Source organism: Caldicoprobacter algeriensis, from assembly GCF_023838525.1.
Taxonomy (GTDB): domain Bacteria; phylum Bacillota; class Clostridia; order Caldicoprobacterales; family Caldicoprobacteraceae; genus Caldicoprobacter; species Caldicoprobacter algeriensis.
The window spans coordinates 28,078-46,903 of the sequence record NZ_JAHUQD010000016.1 but is presented as its reverse complement, the minus strand read 5'-3'; the positions used below and the strand labels follow the sequence as shown (position 1 = coordinate 46,903).

General features: G+C 46.7%; 16 protein-coding genes and 1 pseudogene. 3 read left to right on the top strand and 14 right to left on the bottom strand.

The window, feature by feature from the left end; all coding sequences use genetic code 11:
- Positions 1 to 37: 37 nt before the first annotated feature.
- On the bottom strand, positions 38 to 961 hold the full coding sequence (rbsK, locus tag KVG29_RS09615; RefSeq protein WP_252228201.1) for a ribokinase: 924 nt from the start codon (positions 959 to 961) through the stop codon (positions 38 to 40).
- 219 nt (positions 962 to 1,180) lie between these two features.
- Here rbsK and KVG29_RS09610 point away from each other — a divergent pair, with 219 nt between their 5' ends.
- Positions 1,181 to 1,615 carry a hypothetical protein gene (locus KVG29_RS09610; protein ID WP_252228200.1) on the top strand — a complete coding sequence of 145 codons (435 nt, stop codon included), beginning with the start codon at positions 1,181 to 1,183 and terminating at the stop codon, positions 1,613 to 1,615.
- A gap of 116 nt (positions 1,616 to 1,731) precedes the next feature.
- On the opposite strand, the gene KVG29_RS09605 is transcribed toward KVG29_RS09610, so the two are convergent.
- The 5 genes from KVG29_RS09605 to xylB all read right to left on the bottom strand — a co-directional run bounded on the left by KVG29_RS09605 (position 1,732) and on the right by xylB (position 5,570).
- Positions 1,732 to 1,974: a hypothetical protein gene (locus tag KVG29_RS09605; RefSeq protein ID WP_252228217.1), complete on the bottom strand. Its 243-nt coding sequence runs from the start codon at positions 1,972 to 1,974 to the stop codon at positions 1,732 to 1,734.
- Positions 1,975 to 2,195: 221 nt separating this feature from the next.
- Complete coding sequence (locus KVG29_RS09600) at positions 2,196 to 3,203, bottom strand: uroporphyrinogen decarboxylase family protein (RefSeq protein WP_252228199.1); 1,008 nt, start codon at positions 3,201 to 3,203, stop codon at positions 2,196 to 2,198.
- A complete protein-coding gene (locus tag KVG29_RS09595) occupies positions 3,200 to 3,805 on the bottom strand; it encodes an FGGY family carbohydrate kinase (protein WP_252228198.1) in 606 nt (201 codons plus the stop codon). Before KVG29_RS09595 ends, KVG29_RS09600 begins: the two co-directional genes overlap by 4 nt.
- 116 nt (positions 3,806 to 3,921) lie before the next feature.
- Positions 3,922 to 4,059: a hypothetical protein gene (locus KVG29_RS09590; protein WP_252228194.1), complete on the bottom strand. Its 138-nt coding sequence runs from the start codon at positions 4,057 to 4,059 to the stop codon at positions 3,922 to 3,924.
- A gap of 29 nt (positions 4,060 to 4,088) precedes the next feature.
- On the bottom strand, positions 4,089 to 5,570 hold the full coding sequence (gene xylB, locus KVG29_RS09585; protein WP_252228192.1) for a xylulokinase: 1,482 nt from the start codon (positions 5,568 to 5,570) through the stop codon (positions 4,089 to 4,091).
- 247 nt (positions 5,571 to 5,817) lie between these two features.
- Between xylB and KVG29_RS09580 the strand changes: the two genes are divergently transcribed.
- Both KVG29_RS09580 and KVG29_RS09575 read left to right on the top strand, forming a co-directional pair.
- A complete protein-coding gene (locus KVG29_RS09580; protein ID WP_420840550.1) occupies positions 5,818 to 7,170 on the top strand; it encodes a uroporphyrinogen decarboxylase family protein in 1,353 nt (450 codons plus the stop codon).
- The gene (locus tag KVG29_RS09575) at positions 7,167 to 8,099 is read left to right on the top strand and encodes a CobW family GTP-binding protein (protein WP_252228189.1); all 933 of its coding nucleotides are present in this window, start codon (positions 7,167 to 7,169) and stop codon (positions 8,097 to 8,099) included. Before KVG29_RS09580 ends, KVG29_RS09575 begins: the two co-directional genes overlap by 4 nt.
- 140 nt (positions 8,100 to 8,239) lie before the next feature.
- Here the strand turns inward: KVG29_RS09575 and KVG29_RS09570 are convergent, their stop codons facing one another.
- From KVG29_RS09570 to KVG29_RS12625, 8 genes and pseudogenes are all read right to left on the bottom strand, one after another.
- Positions 8,240 to 8,875 (bottom strand): cobalamin B12-binding domain-containing protein, encoded by a 636-nt coding sequence (locus KVG29_RS09570; RefSeq protein WP_252228188.1) that lies wholly within the window; start codon positions 8,873 to 8,875, stop codon positions 8,240 to 8,242.
- Positions 8,876 to 9,051: 176 nt separating this feature from the next.
- A complete protein-coding gene (locus KVG29_RS09565) occupies positions 9,052 to 10,377 on the bottom strand; it encodes a PocR ligand-binding domain-containing protein (protein WP_252228187.1) in 1,326 nt (441 codons plus the stop codon).
- Positions 10,378 to 10,491: 114 nt separating this feature from the next.
- A complete protein-coding gene (locus KVG29_RS09560; protein WP_252228186.1) occupies positions 10,492 to 12,228 on the bottom strand; it encodes an LCP family protein in 1,737 nt (578 codons plus the stop codon).
- 126 nt (positions 12,229 to 12,354) lie between these two features.
- On the bottom strand, positions 12,355 to 13,545 hold the full coding sequence (locus tag KVG29_RS09555) for a LysM peptidoglycan-binding domain-containing protein (protein ID WP_252228184.1): 1,191 nt from the start codon (positions 13,543 to 13,545) through the stop codon (positions 12,355 to 12,357).
- Between the two features lie 249 nt (positions 13,546 to 13,794).
- Positions 13,795 to 15,630 carry an ABC transporter ATP-binding protein gene (locus tag KVG29_RS09550; RefSeq protein WP_252228182.1) on the bottom strand — a complete coding sequence of 612 codons (1,836 nt, stop codon included), beginning with the start codon at positions 15,628 to 15,630 and terminating at the stop codon, positions 13,795 to 13,797.
- Entirely contained in the window at positions 15,631 to 17,472 is a 1,842-nt protein-coding gene (locus KVG29_RS09545) for an ABC transporter ATP-binding protein (protein WP_252228181.1), read from the bottom strand.
- Positions 17,473 to 17,553: 81 nt separating this feature from the next.
- Positions 17,554 to 17,745 (bottom strand): 4Fe-4S binding protein, encoded by a 192-nt coding sequence (locus KVG29_RS12630; RefSeq protein ID WP_420840549.1) that lies wholly within the window; start codon positions 17,743 to 17,745, stop codon positions 17,554 to 17,556.
- 159 nt (positions 17,746 to 17,904) lie between these two features.
- A pseudogene (locus KVG29_RS12625) lies at positions 17,905 to 18,588 on the bottom strand (DUF362 domain-containing protein); the annotation flags it as partial.
- Positions 18,589 to 18,826 lie beyond the last annotated feature (238 nt).

Sequence of the window (18,826 nt, the reverse complement as noted above, 5' to 3'; positions counted from 1 at the left end):
TATAAAGCATATTCACCGGCGTGGTATATAACCAACTCTATCTCGTCTGCTGACCTATAAAGGTTTCCACCTGCCTCAGGGAAGGCATAGCAGACTGGGCTCCTTTAGCAGTAGTAGATATGGCTCCCACAGCATTAGCAAACTGAATACTTTCTATTATCCCCCTACCTTGAGCCAGTGCGAATGCAAATCCTGCATTGAATGAATCTCCAGCAGCTGTGGTATCAACTGCTTTCACACTGAAGCCGGGAACATGAACAAAATCATCACTTGTTACCAGATACGCTCCTTTCTTACCAGCTTTAGCAATAACATTTTTCACGCCTTTTTTAATAAGCCAGTGGCCACCCTCTTTCAAATCATCAACATCTTTTATTCTTATCCCCGTCAGAGTTTCCATCTCTGTTTCATTAGGGGTAATATAATCTATATTAAGGAAAATATCGTCAGGAAGGATTCTAGCGGGAGCAGGGTCTAGGATTATTATTTTCCCAGCCCTTTTGAGCTTTTTCACGGCATACAACACAGTATCTATGGGTATCTCCAATTGAAACAAAAAAATGTCTCGCTCTTCCATAAGGTGCCAATTTTCCTCGATGAAAGCTCTGTCGACTTTTCCATTGGCTCCTGGAATAATAACAATATGATTTTCACCGGTGCTGTCCACTTCTATCACAGCAATACCGGATGACACGCCTTCCTCTACCTTTACTCCATCTAAAATGACGCCGTTCTCTTTTAAGTTACTCAGATACTGTTCTCCAAAAAGATCATTTCCCAACTTCCCCACCATTAGCACATCTGCACCCAGCCGTCCCAGAGCTACAGCCTGGTTACCACCCTTTCCTCCAGGATATGTGGCGAATTCCCTGCCAGTAATGGTCTCTCCAGGCTCGGGAAACCTATCAACAGTTACTACCAAATCCATATTTAAACTACCGACTACACATATTTTTTTCATATAATCCCCTCCCAAATATTATATGTACGCTCTCGAAAAGTCCGAGAGCTTTATTTTTGCATATTCCAGGGCTCAGCTTTTCAGCTTCACCCCTACTTTTTATACGATTTTCATACACAAATTTCCCTCTATTTCCTTATATTACAGCTTCACTTTTTAAGCTTTTTCCCCCAAAATAGTTTCATGTTCACTAATTCTATTTCGTTTGGGGGGTTTTACATGCTAAGAAACTGGCAATCTCATTCTGATTATCAAAAACAACTTATACAACGCCTATCTGCCCATGCTCAAAAAGAAAAAGGCAAGCTTATCCAACTCGATAAAGCTATCTCTAAGCTCTATCTACTTAACCTGGATAACCTGCTCCCAATAATAAAACCACTTTACCCTAACTTCGGTCGCCCTGCTAAAAATCAACAGGGCATTATACGTTCTTTGGTATTAATGCTTGAACTACAAGTATATTCTATCACAAATTGGGCTAAAAGAATACAACATGATCAACTCCTTTTCGATATTTGTGGTTTCGATTCCGATAAAGCCCCTGGCGTCGGCTACTACGACCTCCTCTGGCGCCTCTGGCTTGCCATGGCCAAAAACCTCCTCAGGATTGTTTGTGTTCCAATAGCCCCTATGGCAAAGTCATTTATATAAAACCCGACTATGACCCTCGAATGTTTCCACCTGTTCCACGCCATACTAAGGCTTTCAAGGATAAATTCAAAACCGGAACATCGGTGGAACGTACTAATTAAGAGACTGTTTATCGACTACTCTATTGAAAGGGCTCGTTCCAGAAGCAATATGATGAGGTTTGCCATGGCTACCTTCGCTGCAGTCAATGTCCATCTTGATGCTTGGGTTAAACATACAAACTTTAGTTTTGTAGATACCTTTATCGGAGCAGCGTAGATAGCTTGGATTTCCTCTAAACCTTCCACAAAGCTGGCTGTTATACCCGGACAATCTTTCTGCAGTTCGTTAATCAATGCTTTTAATTCTTTTTCTCTCATCAAATAGGCTTCTATACTTTATGTCTTGCTCAAGCTTGAGCTTAACAAGATTATATATGTTTGCAACATCAATCTTTTGCTATCATTGCAGATTAACTCCCAAATTTAGAGAAATTGAGTATAAGTTTCAAACTCATTGATAGATAGGCAATCACCTTCCAATATGCAATGAAATGCCTCTATATATAAGCATTCTTATTGGGTGTATTAACTTAACAAGCTTAACCATCCTCTCTAACAGCCCTTTCCGCATACTCCCTAAACAATATGACATACATTCTGTAGTTATCAAGTGAAACCTCAGGAGGGGTCTGATGATCTACCGAAGGGATGTATCCGCCCGACTTCATGACAGGCAACAGCCTTTCAAACTCAGCCCGCATCTCTTTTTCGCTCTTAGACATAACCATCTTATCATATCCGCCCATCATAAGAAATTCAGGATATTCTCTGCGTATTCTAAGAATATCGACCCCAGCCTGCCTCTCCAAGGGATATACACCCTCTACTCCGGCTTCCTTCAACCAGGGAATCATACGAGTAATATCCCCATCGCTATCAACAAAAACTTTTACCCCATATTTTTTAATAAGAGGAATAATCCTTTGATAGTAAGGAGTCAAAAACTCTTTGAACAATTTGTACGACAGCATAGGACCATGGTTATAAGACATGTCTTCTGCAAATCCTACCATATCTGGAATTAATATTGAAAAAAGCTCTTCAATTACACGAATATTGAATTCTGTCAAATCGTTGTTTATACGATACATAAGCTCCGGATAATCGTAAAATGCATAGAAGTGATTTTCAATGCCAAAAAGGGTTCTGGGGAACCAAAAATATCCATCTAACCACAGCCTAATTATTATTTCCCCTTTATCGTGCTTTTCCTTTAAACCCATTGCTGCTCTTTTAATATTATCGATAATTGAATCAGTATATAGGTACTGCTTTATTTCTTCGTAGGATTTCTCGTCGGTAATAATAGGCGCACCATGCGAAGAAGGTCTAGGGCATTCAGGGGATATAGCACTACCATTTATCATAAGTAGAGGATCTAACCCAAAATACCTGAGAGATTCTTCCCATGTCATCCCTGTAGGAAGACCCTCATTATTCCATCGCTCTATAGTCTTGTTCCACCAGGGTGCCCATTCCACCATGGGAAGCCTGTCGTTTGGCTTCTCAAAATTGAGCACTTTCAAAAAACGTTCTCTTGGAGTCATATAGCTTTTGCCCCCACTATCTCGAGCAGTTCAACATTCCACGCATTGTTTTTTAAATCATAGGCAAAAGTTCGGGCAGCCAAGGTGTAATCGGTGGCCACTGCTCTGGTCAGCTTAAACGCAATATAGTCAGCCGCCGATAGCCATTTGACATTGCACGGTAGCTTCCCTTTTTTGTGTAGCAGCCACACCAGCTTGGGCAGGCCGTGTTTATAGCTTGCCCGCAACCCCGTCTTTGAAAATACCTCCAGTTGATCTATATTGGCTTCTATAAAACGCGTCTGTTCCATCGCCCTCATATCAAACCATGGAATAAACGGGGTGTAAGGGCTACCATCCTCGAGATTTACCAATAACCCAGTCTCGGCCATACTCGTTATGCCAATAGCTACCAGGTTATAACCTTCCGCCGACGACAAAACTTTGGCCATACCCTGCTGGACCGACTGCCAAATCTCTTCTGGATCATAATAATCTCCATCCTCAATAGAATCATCGAGAAAATTTATCACCTTAACCTCGGGGATAAATTCAGCTGCCAAATTTTTTAAGGGCTCAATGGTAACATGGGTCGTGTGTATGATTGCAAGCTTTTTATCCATATAAAACACTCCCTCACGTAGTAAGTAATCAACTGCTAACTTTATGCTACCACTGATCTTCATACTATGTCAAACGATACTATGTCAGACGCCATTCCACAATTCCCCTCCATGTTCTATTCGAGCGGCTGTGCCCAAGGAATTGGTTCGAATTGATCTGGCCAAGTGCTCAGCTCCTCTATCCATCTCTCATAGTAAAACCCAAAGTCAATTAATGGCACGTCATCACTGCCATTGATCGATATCCACTCCATGAATAGCTACCTCCCTTTATGCCGCCACTTCAAAACAAATCCCTATTGCACAAATACATCTTCCGATAAGCCTCAAACCTTTCCTGATATATCTCGTGATTTTCTTTGTTTGGAACTATCACCTCGGGATGCAAATGAACCATATGATTGCAGGCCTCCTCAAAACACGGGTAAAAGCCAACTCCCACCGCTGCTGTAATGGCAGCTCCAATACATGCCTGCTCATCATGCATGCTCCTGTATATCTCCTTGCCAAACACATCGGCCTGAATCTGTAAGAACAGCCTTCCCCTGGCGCCGCCTCCGGAGGCTATTACTCTTTCAAATTTAATGCCCAGCCTCTCAAATACCTCAAGCGAATCCTTTAGAGCAAATACGACGCCTTCCATAACACTGCGGATCAAGTGCTCTCTAGAATGCTTGAGGGTAAGCCCCAGGAATATCCCTTTTGCATCGGGGTCATTGTGGGGCGTGCGCTGCCCGCTGAGATAAGGCAGAAACAGCAAGCCCTCGCTGCCTGGCGGCACATTTTGGGCCAGCTCCATCATCTCATCGTAATCCTTCATCATCAAAACGCTATCTTTTAACCATTTCAAGGTGCCCCCGCCACTTAAACAGGCCCCCATAATTGTCCACAGGCCCTCCCTGGCATGGCAGAATGTATTTGTCCTGTACTTGTCATCATATAGCGGCTGGTCAAGCGCACAGGATACCTGGCTTGCCGTTCCAATGTTCGAAGAGAGAATGCCCGGGCCTATGATGCCGTTGCCTACCAACTGCATGATGGTATCGCCTCCACCAAACACTACAGGCGTTCCCTTTTTCAAGCCCAGTTCCCTCTCACATTCTACAGTTACAGCACCGGCAACTTCATAAGATTCTCGGCTGACAGGAAACATATTGTGCGCCAAGCCTAGCTTATCAATCAACTCCCATGCCCAATCCCTTTGTGCAACATCAAATATCACCGTACCTGAGGCATCTGATTTATCCGTTCCGATTTCCCCGCACAACCTGTACCGAATATAATCTTTGGGCAATACCACCTTAAATGTGCGTTTGAAATTCTCGGTTTCATGCTGCTTGACCCACATGAGAGAAGATATCAAAAAACCGGTGCTCAAAGCGTTTAAGGTAAATTTAGCATACTCCTCTTGCGGTATTATCTTATAAATTTGCTCTATTTCTTTCTTAGAACGTTGATCTGCCCAGATGATGGCATTTCTCACGGGCTTAAGCCTTTGATCAAGCAGCACCAGCCCATGCATCTGGCCCGACAGGCCAATTGCTCTTATACGTTCAGCAATACCGTCCTTTTGTGCCAGCGCCTCTTTTATCGCAAGTTTGGTGGACTCCCATAAGGCTTCAACATCCTGCTCTGCATATTTCAGTTGGGGCTTTAAGATATCATATTGCCGCTGAGCTGATGCCACCACTGTACCTTCCTCATCCACCACCACAGCCTTAACGCTGGATGTTCCAATATCGATACCCAAAAAATAATTGCTCATCGTAAGCTTTGCTCCCCTTCTTAAGTTGATCACTTTTTACTTCTTCGTCTATCATTATGAGGATATTTTACCACATCATTTTGAGCAAATCACTTCTTTATGAAGTTTTTTAAAACACCCCTCAACAAGATTTTACTAAACTTAACAAGATAGGATGCAGACATCCCGGATAGCAGTTGATACAATAAAAGGCAAACACAGAACAGCACATCCATAGCATCAAGGGGGTTATAAGGTTATGGAAGCCATAACAGGAAAAGAGCTGCTTATAAGGACCTTCAAACACGAGAAAAGCCTTCCAAGGGTACCTTGGGTGCCTTTTGCCGGTGTCCATGCTGGCAGGCTCAAAGGCTACAGCGCCATCGAGGTTTTAACCGACGGTGGAAAGCTCTTTGATTCCCTCATGGAAGTGAACAGGCTGTACCGCCCCGATGGGCAGCCGGTGCTGTTTGACCTGCAGGTAGAAGCCGAAATCCTGGGCTGCGGGCTAGTATGGGCTCAAAAAGCCCCACCATCTGTCCAATCCCATCCACTGGCTTTCCATAAAACCGTTCCTCAACGCCTGCCCGAAAAATCAAATGGCAGGCTTCCCATGATACTAGAAGTGATGAAAAGATTTAAAGCCGAAGTTGGCGAGACCACCGCTTTATTTGGACTGATATGTGGACCTTTGACCCTGGCATCCCATCTGAGAGGTACCGAGCTGTTCATGGATATGTTCATGGACCCCGATTATGTACATCAGCTCATTAGATACACCAGCGAGGTAGCCAAAAGGATGGCAGAATGCTACCTAGAAGCCGGGATGGACGTCATCGCAATTGTGGATCCTTTGGTCTCCCAGATCTCTCCACAGCACTTTGCACAGTTTATATCGGAACCTGCTGCCGAAATTTTTAGCTTTATTAAGCAAAACGGAGCCCTGTCCTCATTCTTCGTGTGCGGCAATGCTTCAAAGAACATCGAGGAGATGTGCAAAACCGGCCCTGATTCCATATTCATCGATGAAAACATAGACATGGTTGAAGCCAAAAAGATTACCGATAGATACAACATAGTGCTGGGCGGCAACATCCCCTTAACCTCCATCATGTTGTATGGCAGCCAGCAGGACAACATGAAATACGTGGTAGACCTGTTGGATAAGCTAAATCACCACAACCTGGCCATTGCACCAGGATGCGACATGCCGTACGACGTTCCACCCGAAAACCCCATCGGCATACAGCAAGCCATACGCAACACCGACGAGGTAAGAAAGATGCTGGAAAATTACCAGGGTACACAGCTGGACATTGAGGTTGAGCTGCCCGACTATGAAAACCTTGAAAAGCCGCTTATCGAGGTCTTCACACTGGATTCGGCTACCTGCGCTGCCTGTACCTACATGGTGAACGCCGTAAAAATCGCTAAAGAACACTTTGGCGACAAGATAGACTGGGTGGAACACAAGTTTACCACCCGCGAAGGTATAGCCCGCATCAAGAAGATGGGCATAAAGAATCTCCCGTGCATATACATCAACGGCAAGCTCAAGTATTCATCCATAATACCCAGCAGGAATGATTTGTTCAGAAGTATTGAGGAGTGTCTAAAATGAGTCGCAAGATATCGGTATATTTGATCACCGGTTTTCTGGGAGCGGGTAAGACCACGCTTTTAAAAAACCTGCTGGAATTTAGCCAAAATAAAAAGATAGGCATAATAATGAATGAGTTTGGCAGTGTGGGCATAGACGGTACACTGGTCAAAAAGGAAGGCATAGACCTGATCGAAATAAATAATGGCTCTATTTTTTGCAGCTGCCTTGCCTCCACTTTTGCCGAAGGGCTGATCGCAATGGCCAGCACCCCCATCGAGTGGCTGTTTATCGAAAGCTCAGGGTTTTCGGACCCATCGGGGATGGAAAAAATCCTTTACGATATACAACCAAAAACCGGCGATATCTACGATTTTAGAGGCACCATATGCATAGTCGACGCCACCTCGTTTATAGAGCTGTCACAGACGCTGGAGGTTGCACGCAAACAGATAGAATACAGCCACTTGATAGTGATAAACAAGGCGGATCTGGTGGATTCTGCGAGGCTCAACAGTGTGGAGGAAAGCATTCGCAGCTTAAATCCTGTCGCCCCCATAGTAACCACCTCTTACGGCAGATTGGATTACACCTGGTTGCAGCAAAATCTTGAAGATTTTCCGCTACCTCCAGCAACTTCCAACCTCAATTGTCCGTCCAACAGGCCAAAAACCCTGCTTCTTGAAGCCGATGGAGTATTTGAGAGGGAAAAGCTAAAGGGCTTTTTGCAAAGCCTTTCGGATTTCGCATTCAGAATAAAAGGATTTTTTAAGCTAAATGAAGGATGGCATTATGTGGACGGAGTAAATACTGCTATCTCTATAACGCCTATTAACATAGAGCGTAACATCTCACAGCTGGTAGTAATTTTAAAGACAAGGCAGCCGGTGATGGATACTATACAAAAAAGCTGGAAAAGGCATTTCAGCAACGAATTGCATATTAAGTGAACTATCAACCACATATGGAGATGGGACTTCATGAGGAATAAAGTAGCTTATCTCCATTTCGTTGAAGATGGAGTCTCTTTCCGTGTTTTTTGATAAAACAAAAAGAGGGCGTTTGACCTCCTTAAAACGCCCTCTTTTTATTACGCTACAAAAGTCTTTGCCAGATCAGCAGCCGATGCGGCATCGGGCGCATAGCCGTCAGCACCGATCTCATCAGCAAACTTCTGCGTGACCGGAGCCCCTCCTACCATAATCTTCACCTGGTCCCTTAATCCTGCTGCCTTCAAGGCCTCAATGGTATCCTTCATGGCCGGCATGGTGGTAGTGAGCAGCGCCGACATGGCAACGATACAGCCTGGCCCTGCAGCTTTTGCTGCATCGACGAATTTTTCGGGCGAAACGTCGATGCCAAGGTCGGTTACCTCAAATCCCGCCCCTTCAAGCATCATGGCAACCAGATTCTTCCCAATGTCGTGTAGATCGCCCTTCACGGTACCAATGACTACCTTTCCCATCGGCTTTACATCCCGTTCGGCCAGCAAGGGCTTTAAGATATTCAGTCCGGCGTACATAGCGCGAGCAGCGATGAGCACCTCTGGAACGTATATCTCGTTATTCTTGAACAGCTCACCTATCTCGCTCATTCCCACTATGAGCGCCTTATTCACAATATCCTCGGGGTTTACCCCCTCTGCCAGCGCTGCCTCGACCATTTCCTTCACCTTTGGAGCATTGCCGGCTTTCAAAGCATCAGCGATTGCCCTAAAATCAGCCATTTATTTAAATCCCCCTTCCCCCCTATTAAATATCACGATTTCATCGTCTCAACGATGCATGTCTGGTTCCCGCCATGTACATGCTTTCAAAGCTTACATTTTAAATTATAACAGGTTTAGCTAAAGCTGTACCGGTTAAATCTTGTGAATATGGGTAAAATCTTGTCAATACTATTCTAGAAATTCTTCCTGTATTGTCCAGGGGATATGCCGACGTATTTCTTGAACACCTTGCTGAAATAGCTGGCATCTTCATAGCCCACCTGAGATGCAATGGCTACAATAGAGAGCGATGTATCCTTGAGCAACTTTTTGGCCTCTTCCATTCTCACCATGGTCAAATATTCTAAAAACGTTATGTTAAGTTCCTCCTTAAATAAGTGGCTGAGATAATAAGGGCTTATATACACATTTCGCGCCACATCCTCAAGGGTGATATCTTTATTATAATTCTCACGAATATACTTTAAAGCCTCACCAAGGCTTTTGGCATTGCGAACTTTTTTGGTTTCGTACACGGTATCCATGAAGGTATCCAGCACCTTCACAACCCAGTGGCACACCTCATCAATGCTGTTCATCTGCGATAGTTCGGAAATGAAGTTGTAATTTAGGCCCAACAGCTTTTCCAGGCTGGCGCCACCTTCTACCGCTGCCCTCGATATGACAACAACCAGCTCCAATATCCTGGCCTTCATGAGGTCCATATTTCCAGCCGTACGGAAGAATATATCCCCCAGCAGGTCATTTAGAATCTCCTTTGCACCGGTACGGTTTCCCAGCCTGACCTTGCTTAAAAGCTCCTGTTCTTTGTCTATAGGATACATTGGCTCCTGAGCCTTGGCTTCAAGCGCCTTGATGGTCTCCTCGGCTCGCTTTCTCTCAAATATCGCTTCGGCCAGCTTTGCCTGCTGTTCATTGAGCTCCTTCCTGTACTGCAGCGTAAGCATACCGGTTTTTGCAATGTGATTGGCCACTATGAAGATGAGCCGGGCCGCTGCCTGTACGCTCCTGCTTGATAGCATCTTGACCTGCCTGCTGGCCACCACCAGGGCTTCACGGTTGATGTTGAGGTCCCGGGTTAGATTCAAAAACTCCTGAAGGGCAATCTCATCCCATTCCCACATGATGACAGGTCCACACGAGATGCTGCCAAGGTATATGTCCTTGAACATTATAGGGGCAGCAAACTCTATCAGCCCAGCATGACACCGAAAGATATAGGGCTCACCCAGCTGCGCCGCCTGCTTTCCCGCATAGCTCATGGACTGATTACACCGCTTAAGGCCCTCGGGATCAGAGCGCACTATTTTACAGAACGGGCACTGGCCTTCGTATTCATCCGGAACAACGATGGGCTCACCTTTAGCGTTTGCGCATATCGCCCCCAGCCCCGTGGCCAGCACAAAGCAGTTGAGTATGCCCTTCAATTCCTTTACATCGATAACGTCCTCGATGCTGATATTTTCCATGTCATAAATTTTACTGTCGTACTCAGCCACCCCACAATCCCCCTGTTAAAACCGGCTTAATTTGTTTAATTGCAATTTTAATAAACTCTCGTACTCGCCCTGTTTAAACTCTAATATCATTTCACAGTAAACGACAGCATCTCCTTAAGCATTACCTGCATCTGCCGGTTCTACCCCACCTTCACCAGGAGCCCCCTGAACCTTCTGATCATCCTCCACTGTTTCTGGACTGTCCTGCCCATTACCCGGAGTTTCTTGATTATCATCAGGTACCTGAGAATTGCCTTCATCATTTTCCGGCACTTGGCTGCCATTTGATCCGTCTGTAGCATCCTGTGGCGGAGAACTATTGCCTTCTTCTTTTTGTTGTTCCATGGCATTGAATATGGCCTCAGCCTGTTTTTTCAATTCGGCCGTTTTATTCATAATATCTTGGACGTTTTGGCCTTTTAATGCTTCATTTACGCTTGCAATTGATGCCTCAATCCTTTGCCTGTCTTGGGGGGATAGTCTGTCGCCCTTTTCTTCAATCTGCGCGGTGACCCACTGTATTACTTGCTGAGCGTCCTTTCGGGCTTTTGCAAGGACCTGCTCATGTGCCTTTCTCTCCTCATCCTCTTTCTTGCGCTGTTCAAATATTTGAGAGAGGTTATCTATATAATTTTTTAACTCTCTTGTTGCCGTCTTGATAGATGCCGTATCTTCAACATCTATGCTTTGGCGCACTTTACCAATGCGCGACTCAACGCCGGCCTTTTCTTCCTCCTTTATATATGCAGAATACGTAGACATAACCTCTTGCGCTTTGTCTATCACATCATTGGCTTCACTGATAGCCGCTGCAAGCGCTTTGAGCTTCTCCTCCAGTTCCCTCTTTATATACCTTACATCATCTTTGGGGTCTATCTCTATTTCAACGCCAAATATCTCCTTTACAAGGTCTTTTTTCCCGTACTGATTTACTCCCCAGTAGCCTATCCCGTCAATATTGAGAAAATCACCGGGTATGCTGTAAGTATGGATGTTTGAAAGGTCCAGCTTCATCCCAAAAACTCCCAAAGCAGCAATCTGCTTTGCGTTTAAATTGGTATAAACTTTGCTCTTTAACACTTCATAATATTTCGAAACATTAAGGAGCTGTTTTGAAGACTTGAGCTGATCAAACATGGCCAGCAGCATCTTTTGCTGGTTCTTAACTCTCTGGATGTCTCCCCAGGGGAAATGCCTGTTCCTGCAGTAATCCAGTACCTGCTGTCCATTGAGCCGTTGCAGCCCAGGCTTTAGCTCCCTTCCTCCTATTTTGACGGGAACGTCCACCTCAAATTCCACACCGCCCATGATGTCGACTATCTCTACAAAGGCGTTCATATCAATCCCAACGTAATAGTGTATGGGAATTCCGCCCAAAAAGTCGCTCACCGTTTCTGTGGTTCTCTCAAAACCCCTGCCGTTAAACCCGCCACCCCATACAAAGGCGGTGTTGATCCTATCCCTCTGTTGTCTTCCAGGTATCTTAACATAGCTGTCCCTAGGAATTGAGATGAGATACACCTGATTGGCTTGAAAGTCAATGGACAATAAAATGATTGTATCGGTTCTGAATGCTCTCATGGTCTCATAGCGTTCTTGATCCGCATCCAACCCAAGCAAGAGAATGTTTATTCTGTCCTCATCAAAACGGTACTGCTCTTCTGGCTGCTGGATGTGCACAGAAACTTCTTTATCGTTTTGTGCAGGGCTGTTGTTATCCACATCTTCTTCGGTATGCGGCTGCGTTTCAAACAGGGTCTCGGGATTGAGAACCTGATAGATAGTGTAGGCTACATAAGACACTCCCGACACCAGAAGCAGGGCAATTAAAATTAATGCCTTCCTTTTCATGAGAGGCGCCATCCTTTCGCACATCATTTCAATTCTATATTATACATTATTATCTCCCATTCTGTCTTTACATTTAAACAACAAATTGTTTACCGTTGTATTAAATGTTATGCATAAGTTTACCGTCTATTGCCCTGCGGCTATCCTTATCATGGCCTGGTGCTCGACATCCACCTGCCCGTCTTTGTGGCGCACGCTGTTCAAAAAATGAATATCGAAGTGTCCATCTGCTCCATTTCCCTTTATCTTATCGTAATTTATCCCTGGCCCATAATCACCGCTTCTCCAGCTCACATAGGCTCCATCGGGTGCCGAATCCAAACCCGCATGTAGCGCCGCAGTGGCAGAAGCAGCCAGCTTGCGCCCGTTTATCAGCACCAGCACCGGGCGCCTTGCCCAGTAGTTTACGGCACCGTTTGCCAGCCTCTCATACTTCTCCCAGATGCTCTTCATTATGCGAGTATCCTCGTAAGTCAGCGGTTCTACATCGGCATGCCCCGTTCCATATGTCCTTACCACTTTAAAGCTGATGCCGGTATAAAAATCCACTACGGTTGCCGTGGAATTGAGCGGAAAAACGTACTGGGCTTCCTCCCACCAGTCCAGCAGCTCGCCATATTGAGGTCCAGGTGTAGGCTTCACAGATATATCCTTCTTGGGAATCTTTAATACCTGGCCTACATACAGCACAGCCGAAGTAGTTATGCCATTGGCCTGGGCAATGTCCTGAACAGGCACACCGTACTTGTATGACAGGTTCCACAGGGTGTCGCCCTTAACTACGGTGTGGGTTATGTATGTAACCCTTGGTGCATCTATAGGTGCACCGCCCCGGGGAATGATGATTTTCTGCCCTGGATAAATTACAGTCGAGCTGGTCATATTGTTAGCTGCACATAGCTCGTCCAGCGAAACCCCGAAACGCTGGCTGATCTTCCACAGGGAGTCACCCGGTTGTACAATATAAACGCTGGTAGTGTCGCCCCGTGAAGGAGTCGAGCCGGCCAGGAGCTTATTCATGACGCCGCGGGTAATAGGGCCTATGATGCCGTCAGCAGCCAGCCCGTTTGCCCTTTGAAAAGCCTTTACAGCCGTCTCGGTTATACTGCCAAAGTAACCTGTGATCTGAGGGTATGTAAAAAAGCCCAGGTCCTTGAGAAGGCGCTGCACAACGGCCACATCTTCGCCGCTCATCCCCTTTCTCAAATCCCTGGTAAGCTGATACCCTGCAGCTGAAGCCTGCGAAACAGCCACACACATGAACAAAATGAGGGTTAAGGCCGCAACTACCGACAATGCAAGCTTTTTTGTAAACACACTCTCTTCCCCCCTCTCCCAGATAATTGAAATGATGTGCTAAAAAGGATGGCTTGTATCTTAGTGTAAGTATATTATAACCTGGTCGAGGGAGAATCTTCTAGTTGAAAAATATGGTATATGAAACGCCAATGCTCACTATAATAATGTCACAACCACGAGATAATGTTAACCACAAGCATATTTAGATGGAAATCGACATTCACACTTGAACAAATCGCCTGGACCAGCTGACGACTTGCTATCAAATCAACCGCGAGTCTGTGACATAATCTCCCTCTCCTTTTCCTCCATAAACTGGTTTGTGTACAGCCTGTAATAGTACCCCCTTCGCCTGAGCAGCTCGAAATGGGTGCCCTGCTCAACCACACGCCCATTGCGAATCACCAGTATGCGATCAGCTGACCTTATGGTTGACAAACGGTGGGCTATCACGAAGCTGGTCCTGCCACGGAGCACCTTTTGTATGGCATTCTGGATGATTTGCTCGGTTTCGGTATCCACCGAAGAGGTGGCCTCGTCCAATACAAATATCCTGGGGTTGGCCAGAACGGCACGGGCAAACGAGATGAGCTGCTTTTGGCCAGTGGACAGCCTGTTTCCACCTTCGCCTACTTCGGTATCATATCCTTTCTCGAGCCTCATGATAAAATCGTGGGCATTGACCAGCTTGGCGGCTTCTATCACCTCTTCATCGCTGGCATCCAGCCTCCCGTACCTTATATTCTCCTTTACGGTTCCGCTGAACAGGTGAGGAGTCTGAAGCACATACCCTATGTTGGATTGCAGCCACAGCTGGGAACGCTTGCGGTAATCCACCCCATCAATCCTGACCTCACCTTCAGTAGGCTCATAAAAGCGGCACAGCAGATTTACGATGGTGCTCTTGCCGGCCCCCGTCTCACCTACCAGAGCAATGGTTTCCCCTGCTTTCACCTCCAGATTAAAATCTTTAAGCACTTCCTCTCCCTCTTTATACGAGAAGGATACGTTGTGGAAAGTCACATCCCCTTTTATGGGCGGCCAGTTCTCCTTTTTAGGGGTGAACAGATCGCCGTATTTTTCGATAACCTCCGGCGAGTCCTTAACATCAGGCTGGGTTTCCAGCATGGAAAAAACCCTTTCTGCTGAAGCCTGAGAATTTTGCAGCTCAGCAAATATTCGGGCCAGCTCGCGGATGGGCTCAAAGAATTGCATGGTATAGTTTATAAACGCCACTAAAGTGCCGTAGCTGATGGATTTCCCAATGACGCCCTCGCCCCCCAGCCACAGAACCAGCCCGGTTCCAATGCTGCCCAGAGCCATTACAACCGGCATATAAATGGATGACACCACAACCGCTCGAACCGACGAATGCCTCATCCTTTCGGTGAGCTCTTTAAACTCCCTCAGGTTTTCCTCTTCCCTGGCAAGGGTCTTGGTGGTCTTGGCCCCCATTATCCCCTCGTTAAAAGCCCCGGTGATCTGGGAGTTGATCCTGCGCACCTGACGGTAAGCCATCAATATTACTCTCTGGAAATAAATGCTGACCGCCGCTAAAATCGGCACCACCGACAGGGTGATGAGGGCCAGCCTCCAGTTCAAATAAAGCATGACCCCTGTTGTAGCCACCATCATGGCGCTCCCCCACATCAGGTCCACAAGGCCCCAGGCAACCGTTTCGCCCAGGCGCTGGATGTCGGAGGTCATCCTGGCCATGATCCAGCCGACCGGAGTCTTATCAAAATACGAAAATGACAGCTCCTGCAGCTTTTTAAAGCCCATCTTCCTGATATCATAACACAGGCCAGTCTCAATCCGACCGGCAATGCATATAAGCATCCATACGTTGAAAGCTTGAATCGAGATCAGCATCACATTAATTAAAGCAAAAATCCAAAGTCCATCCAGTTTCCCCGGCACAATAAAGTTATCAACTGCATACCTGTTCATGAGCGGAAAGACGGCATCAATGCCGCCCGACGCTGCCATAACGGCCGCCAGAAGCAGCAAGTCCCTTCTATAAGGCCAAGCATAACGTATCAGCTTTTTCCACAAATCCATGTTAAACGGCTGGGTATATTCCTGTTCCTGGTAGGTGCTCATTCACATCACTCCCCTCTCCTGTGCTGGATACTCGAGGTCTTTGTACTCATCTGCCAGCTCCTCTTCCAGCCTGCTCTGCAAAGCCCATATCCGCTGGTATAGGCCTGGCTGCCTGATGAGCTCTTCATGGGTACCTGATTGAATCAGCCGTCCCTGATCCAGCACCAGTATCAAATCCGCTTCAGCCAGGGTGGTGATGCGATGGGATATAATAAATGTGGTTATCCCCTTCCGCCTTTCCTTCAAAGCCCTGCGGATGGCTGCATCGGTTTCGGTATCCACAGCGCTGAGAGAATCATCGAAGATCAATATGGAGCTGTTCCTGACAAGCGCTCTGGCAATTGCAACCCTCTGCTTCTGCCCTCCAGAGAGGGTTACACCCCTCTCGCCCACCAGCGTATCATAGCCCTCTTCAAATTGCTGTATGACATCGCTGAGGGCGGCCACTCGCATTGCTTCCAATATTTCTGCCTCAGTAACATCGCTTCTTCCCAAAGCTACGTTTTCCTTTATCGTCCTGGAGAACAGGAAAGGCTCCTGAAGCACGATCCCGATATTCTGGCGCAGCCATTTCTTGTTTATCTTTTTAAGCTCAACTCCGCCGATGGTGATGGAGCCCCGCTGATAGTCATATAACCTCAAAAGCAGATGTACCAGCGATGACTTTCCCGAACCGGTAGGACCAAGAATGGCAACAGTTTGCCCCTTTTTCACCTTAAAGGATATATCCTGGAGCACAGGATGCCCTTTTTCATACTCAAAATACACGTTTTTAAATTCGATATCGGCATTGAGGTCAGGGGTGAGCCCATCCTCGTCCATATCCTCCCTTGGCTTATCAAGCAGCTCTTTAATCCTCGTCAAAGAAATCTGAGCCCGGCCCATGTCGGTCAGTATCCTGCCCATCTGGCGAACAGGCCACAGCAGCATACCCTCATAGCTCATAAAGGTCAGCAAAGTCCCTAGCGTCATGGTACCCCGTGATGCCCAGTAGACACCTGTAACCATTACTATTACCATCTGAACCATGATAAGGAAATCCGAAAGCGCCCAGTAATTGGCCATCAACCGTACCAAGCGATACGATAAATCCCTGTACTCCCTGTTTTTGCCATCAAACTTTTCAACCTCGTAAGCCTGTCGCCCAAAGGCCTTTACAACCCTTATCCCCGTCAAGTTTTCCTGCAAAACGGTAGTCAATTTTCCCTCGGCCTCATCAGCCAGACGAAAAGCCTCCTTTACTTTTGAGAAAAACACATAGGAAAAGGCAAGTATGACGGGGACTACAGCCATGGAAATGAAGGTCATCTTTACATTAAGGCTGAACATTATGGTCAAAGCCATGACAAGCAGAAACCCCGTCCTCCCAATTTCTACCATTTGAACAGCCAAAAAACGCCTTATGGTTTCCACATCAGAAGTGCAGCGCTGTACCCAGTCGCCGGTCTCAGCCTTCACATGCTCATCATAGGGCAAATTCTGAAGATGGTCGTAAAGCAGGTCCCTCAAATTCCTTGCCATGGACTCGGAAGCCTGTGCCGTCCATTTGCCCCTTACATACATCGCCGCTCCGTTTATCAGGCTTATAGCCAGCAAAGCCACGCCGCATACCCAAAGGTTGTGCGCTAGAGCATCTCTACCCCCTAAACGCAGTACAGCATCCTCCACCCAGCCAGGCACATCCATTGGCTTATCGCCAATGATGGAATCCACTGTGGTCCTTATAACCAGCGTCGGTATAAGGGAAAGCAGAGCAGAAAAGGCTGTAGCAACCACAGCACCTGCATACCGCATTCTGTTTCCCCTCATGAGGTCCCACAGCAACCCCCATCTGTTAAACATCATCCCACTCCTCTGGTTTTGAATACATCTCCTCTCCGGTTAATTGTTACCTGAAATTCATCTCCCCAGATGGTGAATGCATCATTTAAACAGCCTGAAAAACCAGTTTCGCCTTATGACAACAGCCTTGTGAGGACATAGCTCTTGGCAGCAATAACAGCGAATACAGGCATTCAAATCAATGCGTGGCTTTCCCTCCGCCATTTTTATGGCCTTGGGTGGGCAATACCTGGCACAATCGCCACATCCGGCACACGCCTCATACCTTATCATAGGATGAGGGCCCAAATAGAACTTCAAAAATTCCGAAACCCTGTTGTTGCTTTCAAGGGCTCTCACCAGAAAGCCCAGCTTTTTGGAATCGGGCAGCTTAAAGTCAGACACATAGAGCTCATCAAACGAATCCCCTATAATCTCCATATCCTCCAGCTTGCTGCTGCACAGACCCCGTTCCTCAGCCCGCTGCACAGTGCATATCCTTTCAACCGGCAGTCCTACCAACGCGGCCGAAACCACATCCAGGGCATAAGGGCTTGGGCTCATGAGCAATACCCCTACATGGCGCGGCCTGCCGGCCGATGGGCCATTGCCCTCCATTCCCTCTATCCCATCCATCACTGAAAGGACGGGCTTTACGTAGGTACATATATCGACAAGCAAATCTGAAAACTCTTCAAGCCTCTTCATGCGCAGGTGGTATTCCGCCTTGGTCATGCCCGGGATGACGCCAAAAAGGTTTTTGACTGCGCCGGTAAACAGGGTCAGCTCGTGGGTCTTTAGCTTTGCCAGGGATATGACGGCATCCACATCCTGCAACACCTTTATCACCGTTATGCGCTTTGCCACCTTGCCCTCAGGGTGGCTGACCTCAACTATATCGGTGTTGTAATTGAGCAGAGCCCCCGTCCTCTCATGTACCTCTTCCATACCACAGACCCTGTATATGCCTTTTAAAACCCTTTCGGTGTACAGTCCCCCGGGGCTGTCGGCAATTATAGGTATAGCCCCTACCGACTGCACAGCCCTCACCACAGCCTCCACCACAGCAGGGTGCACCGTCACGGCCTCCTCGGGCTTTTTCCTGGACAGCAGGTTGCACTTTAGCAAAACCCTCATCCCGGGCTTTATATACCTTTCAATGCCGCCCAGCAGCTCCACAGCCCGTTTCACAGCGTTCTGTACTTCCTGGCGGTCATAGCTCTCGCACCTGGCCAGCGCTACCGGTCCGTATTTCATAATATACGAGCGCAGGAGACTCCATCTTCTTCAAGATGGAGAGGAATGCGCTCTTCCCTCCTTTCTAACATTAACGTCTTTGCCCTCTCTATAAGTCTTAACTTGCTATGTTTTGCAC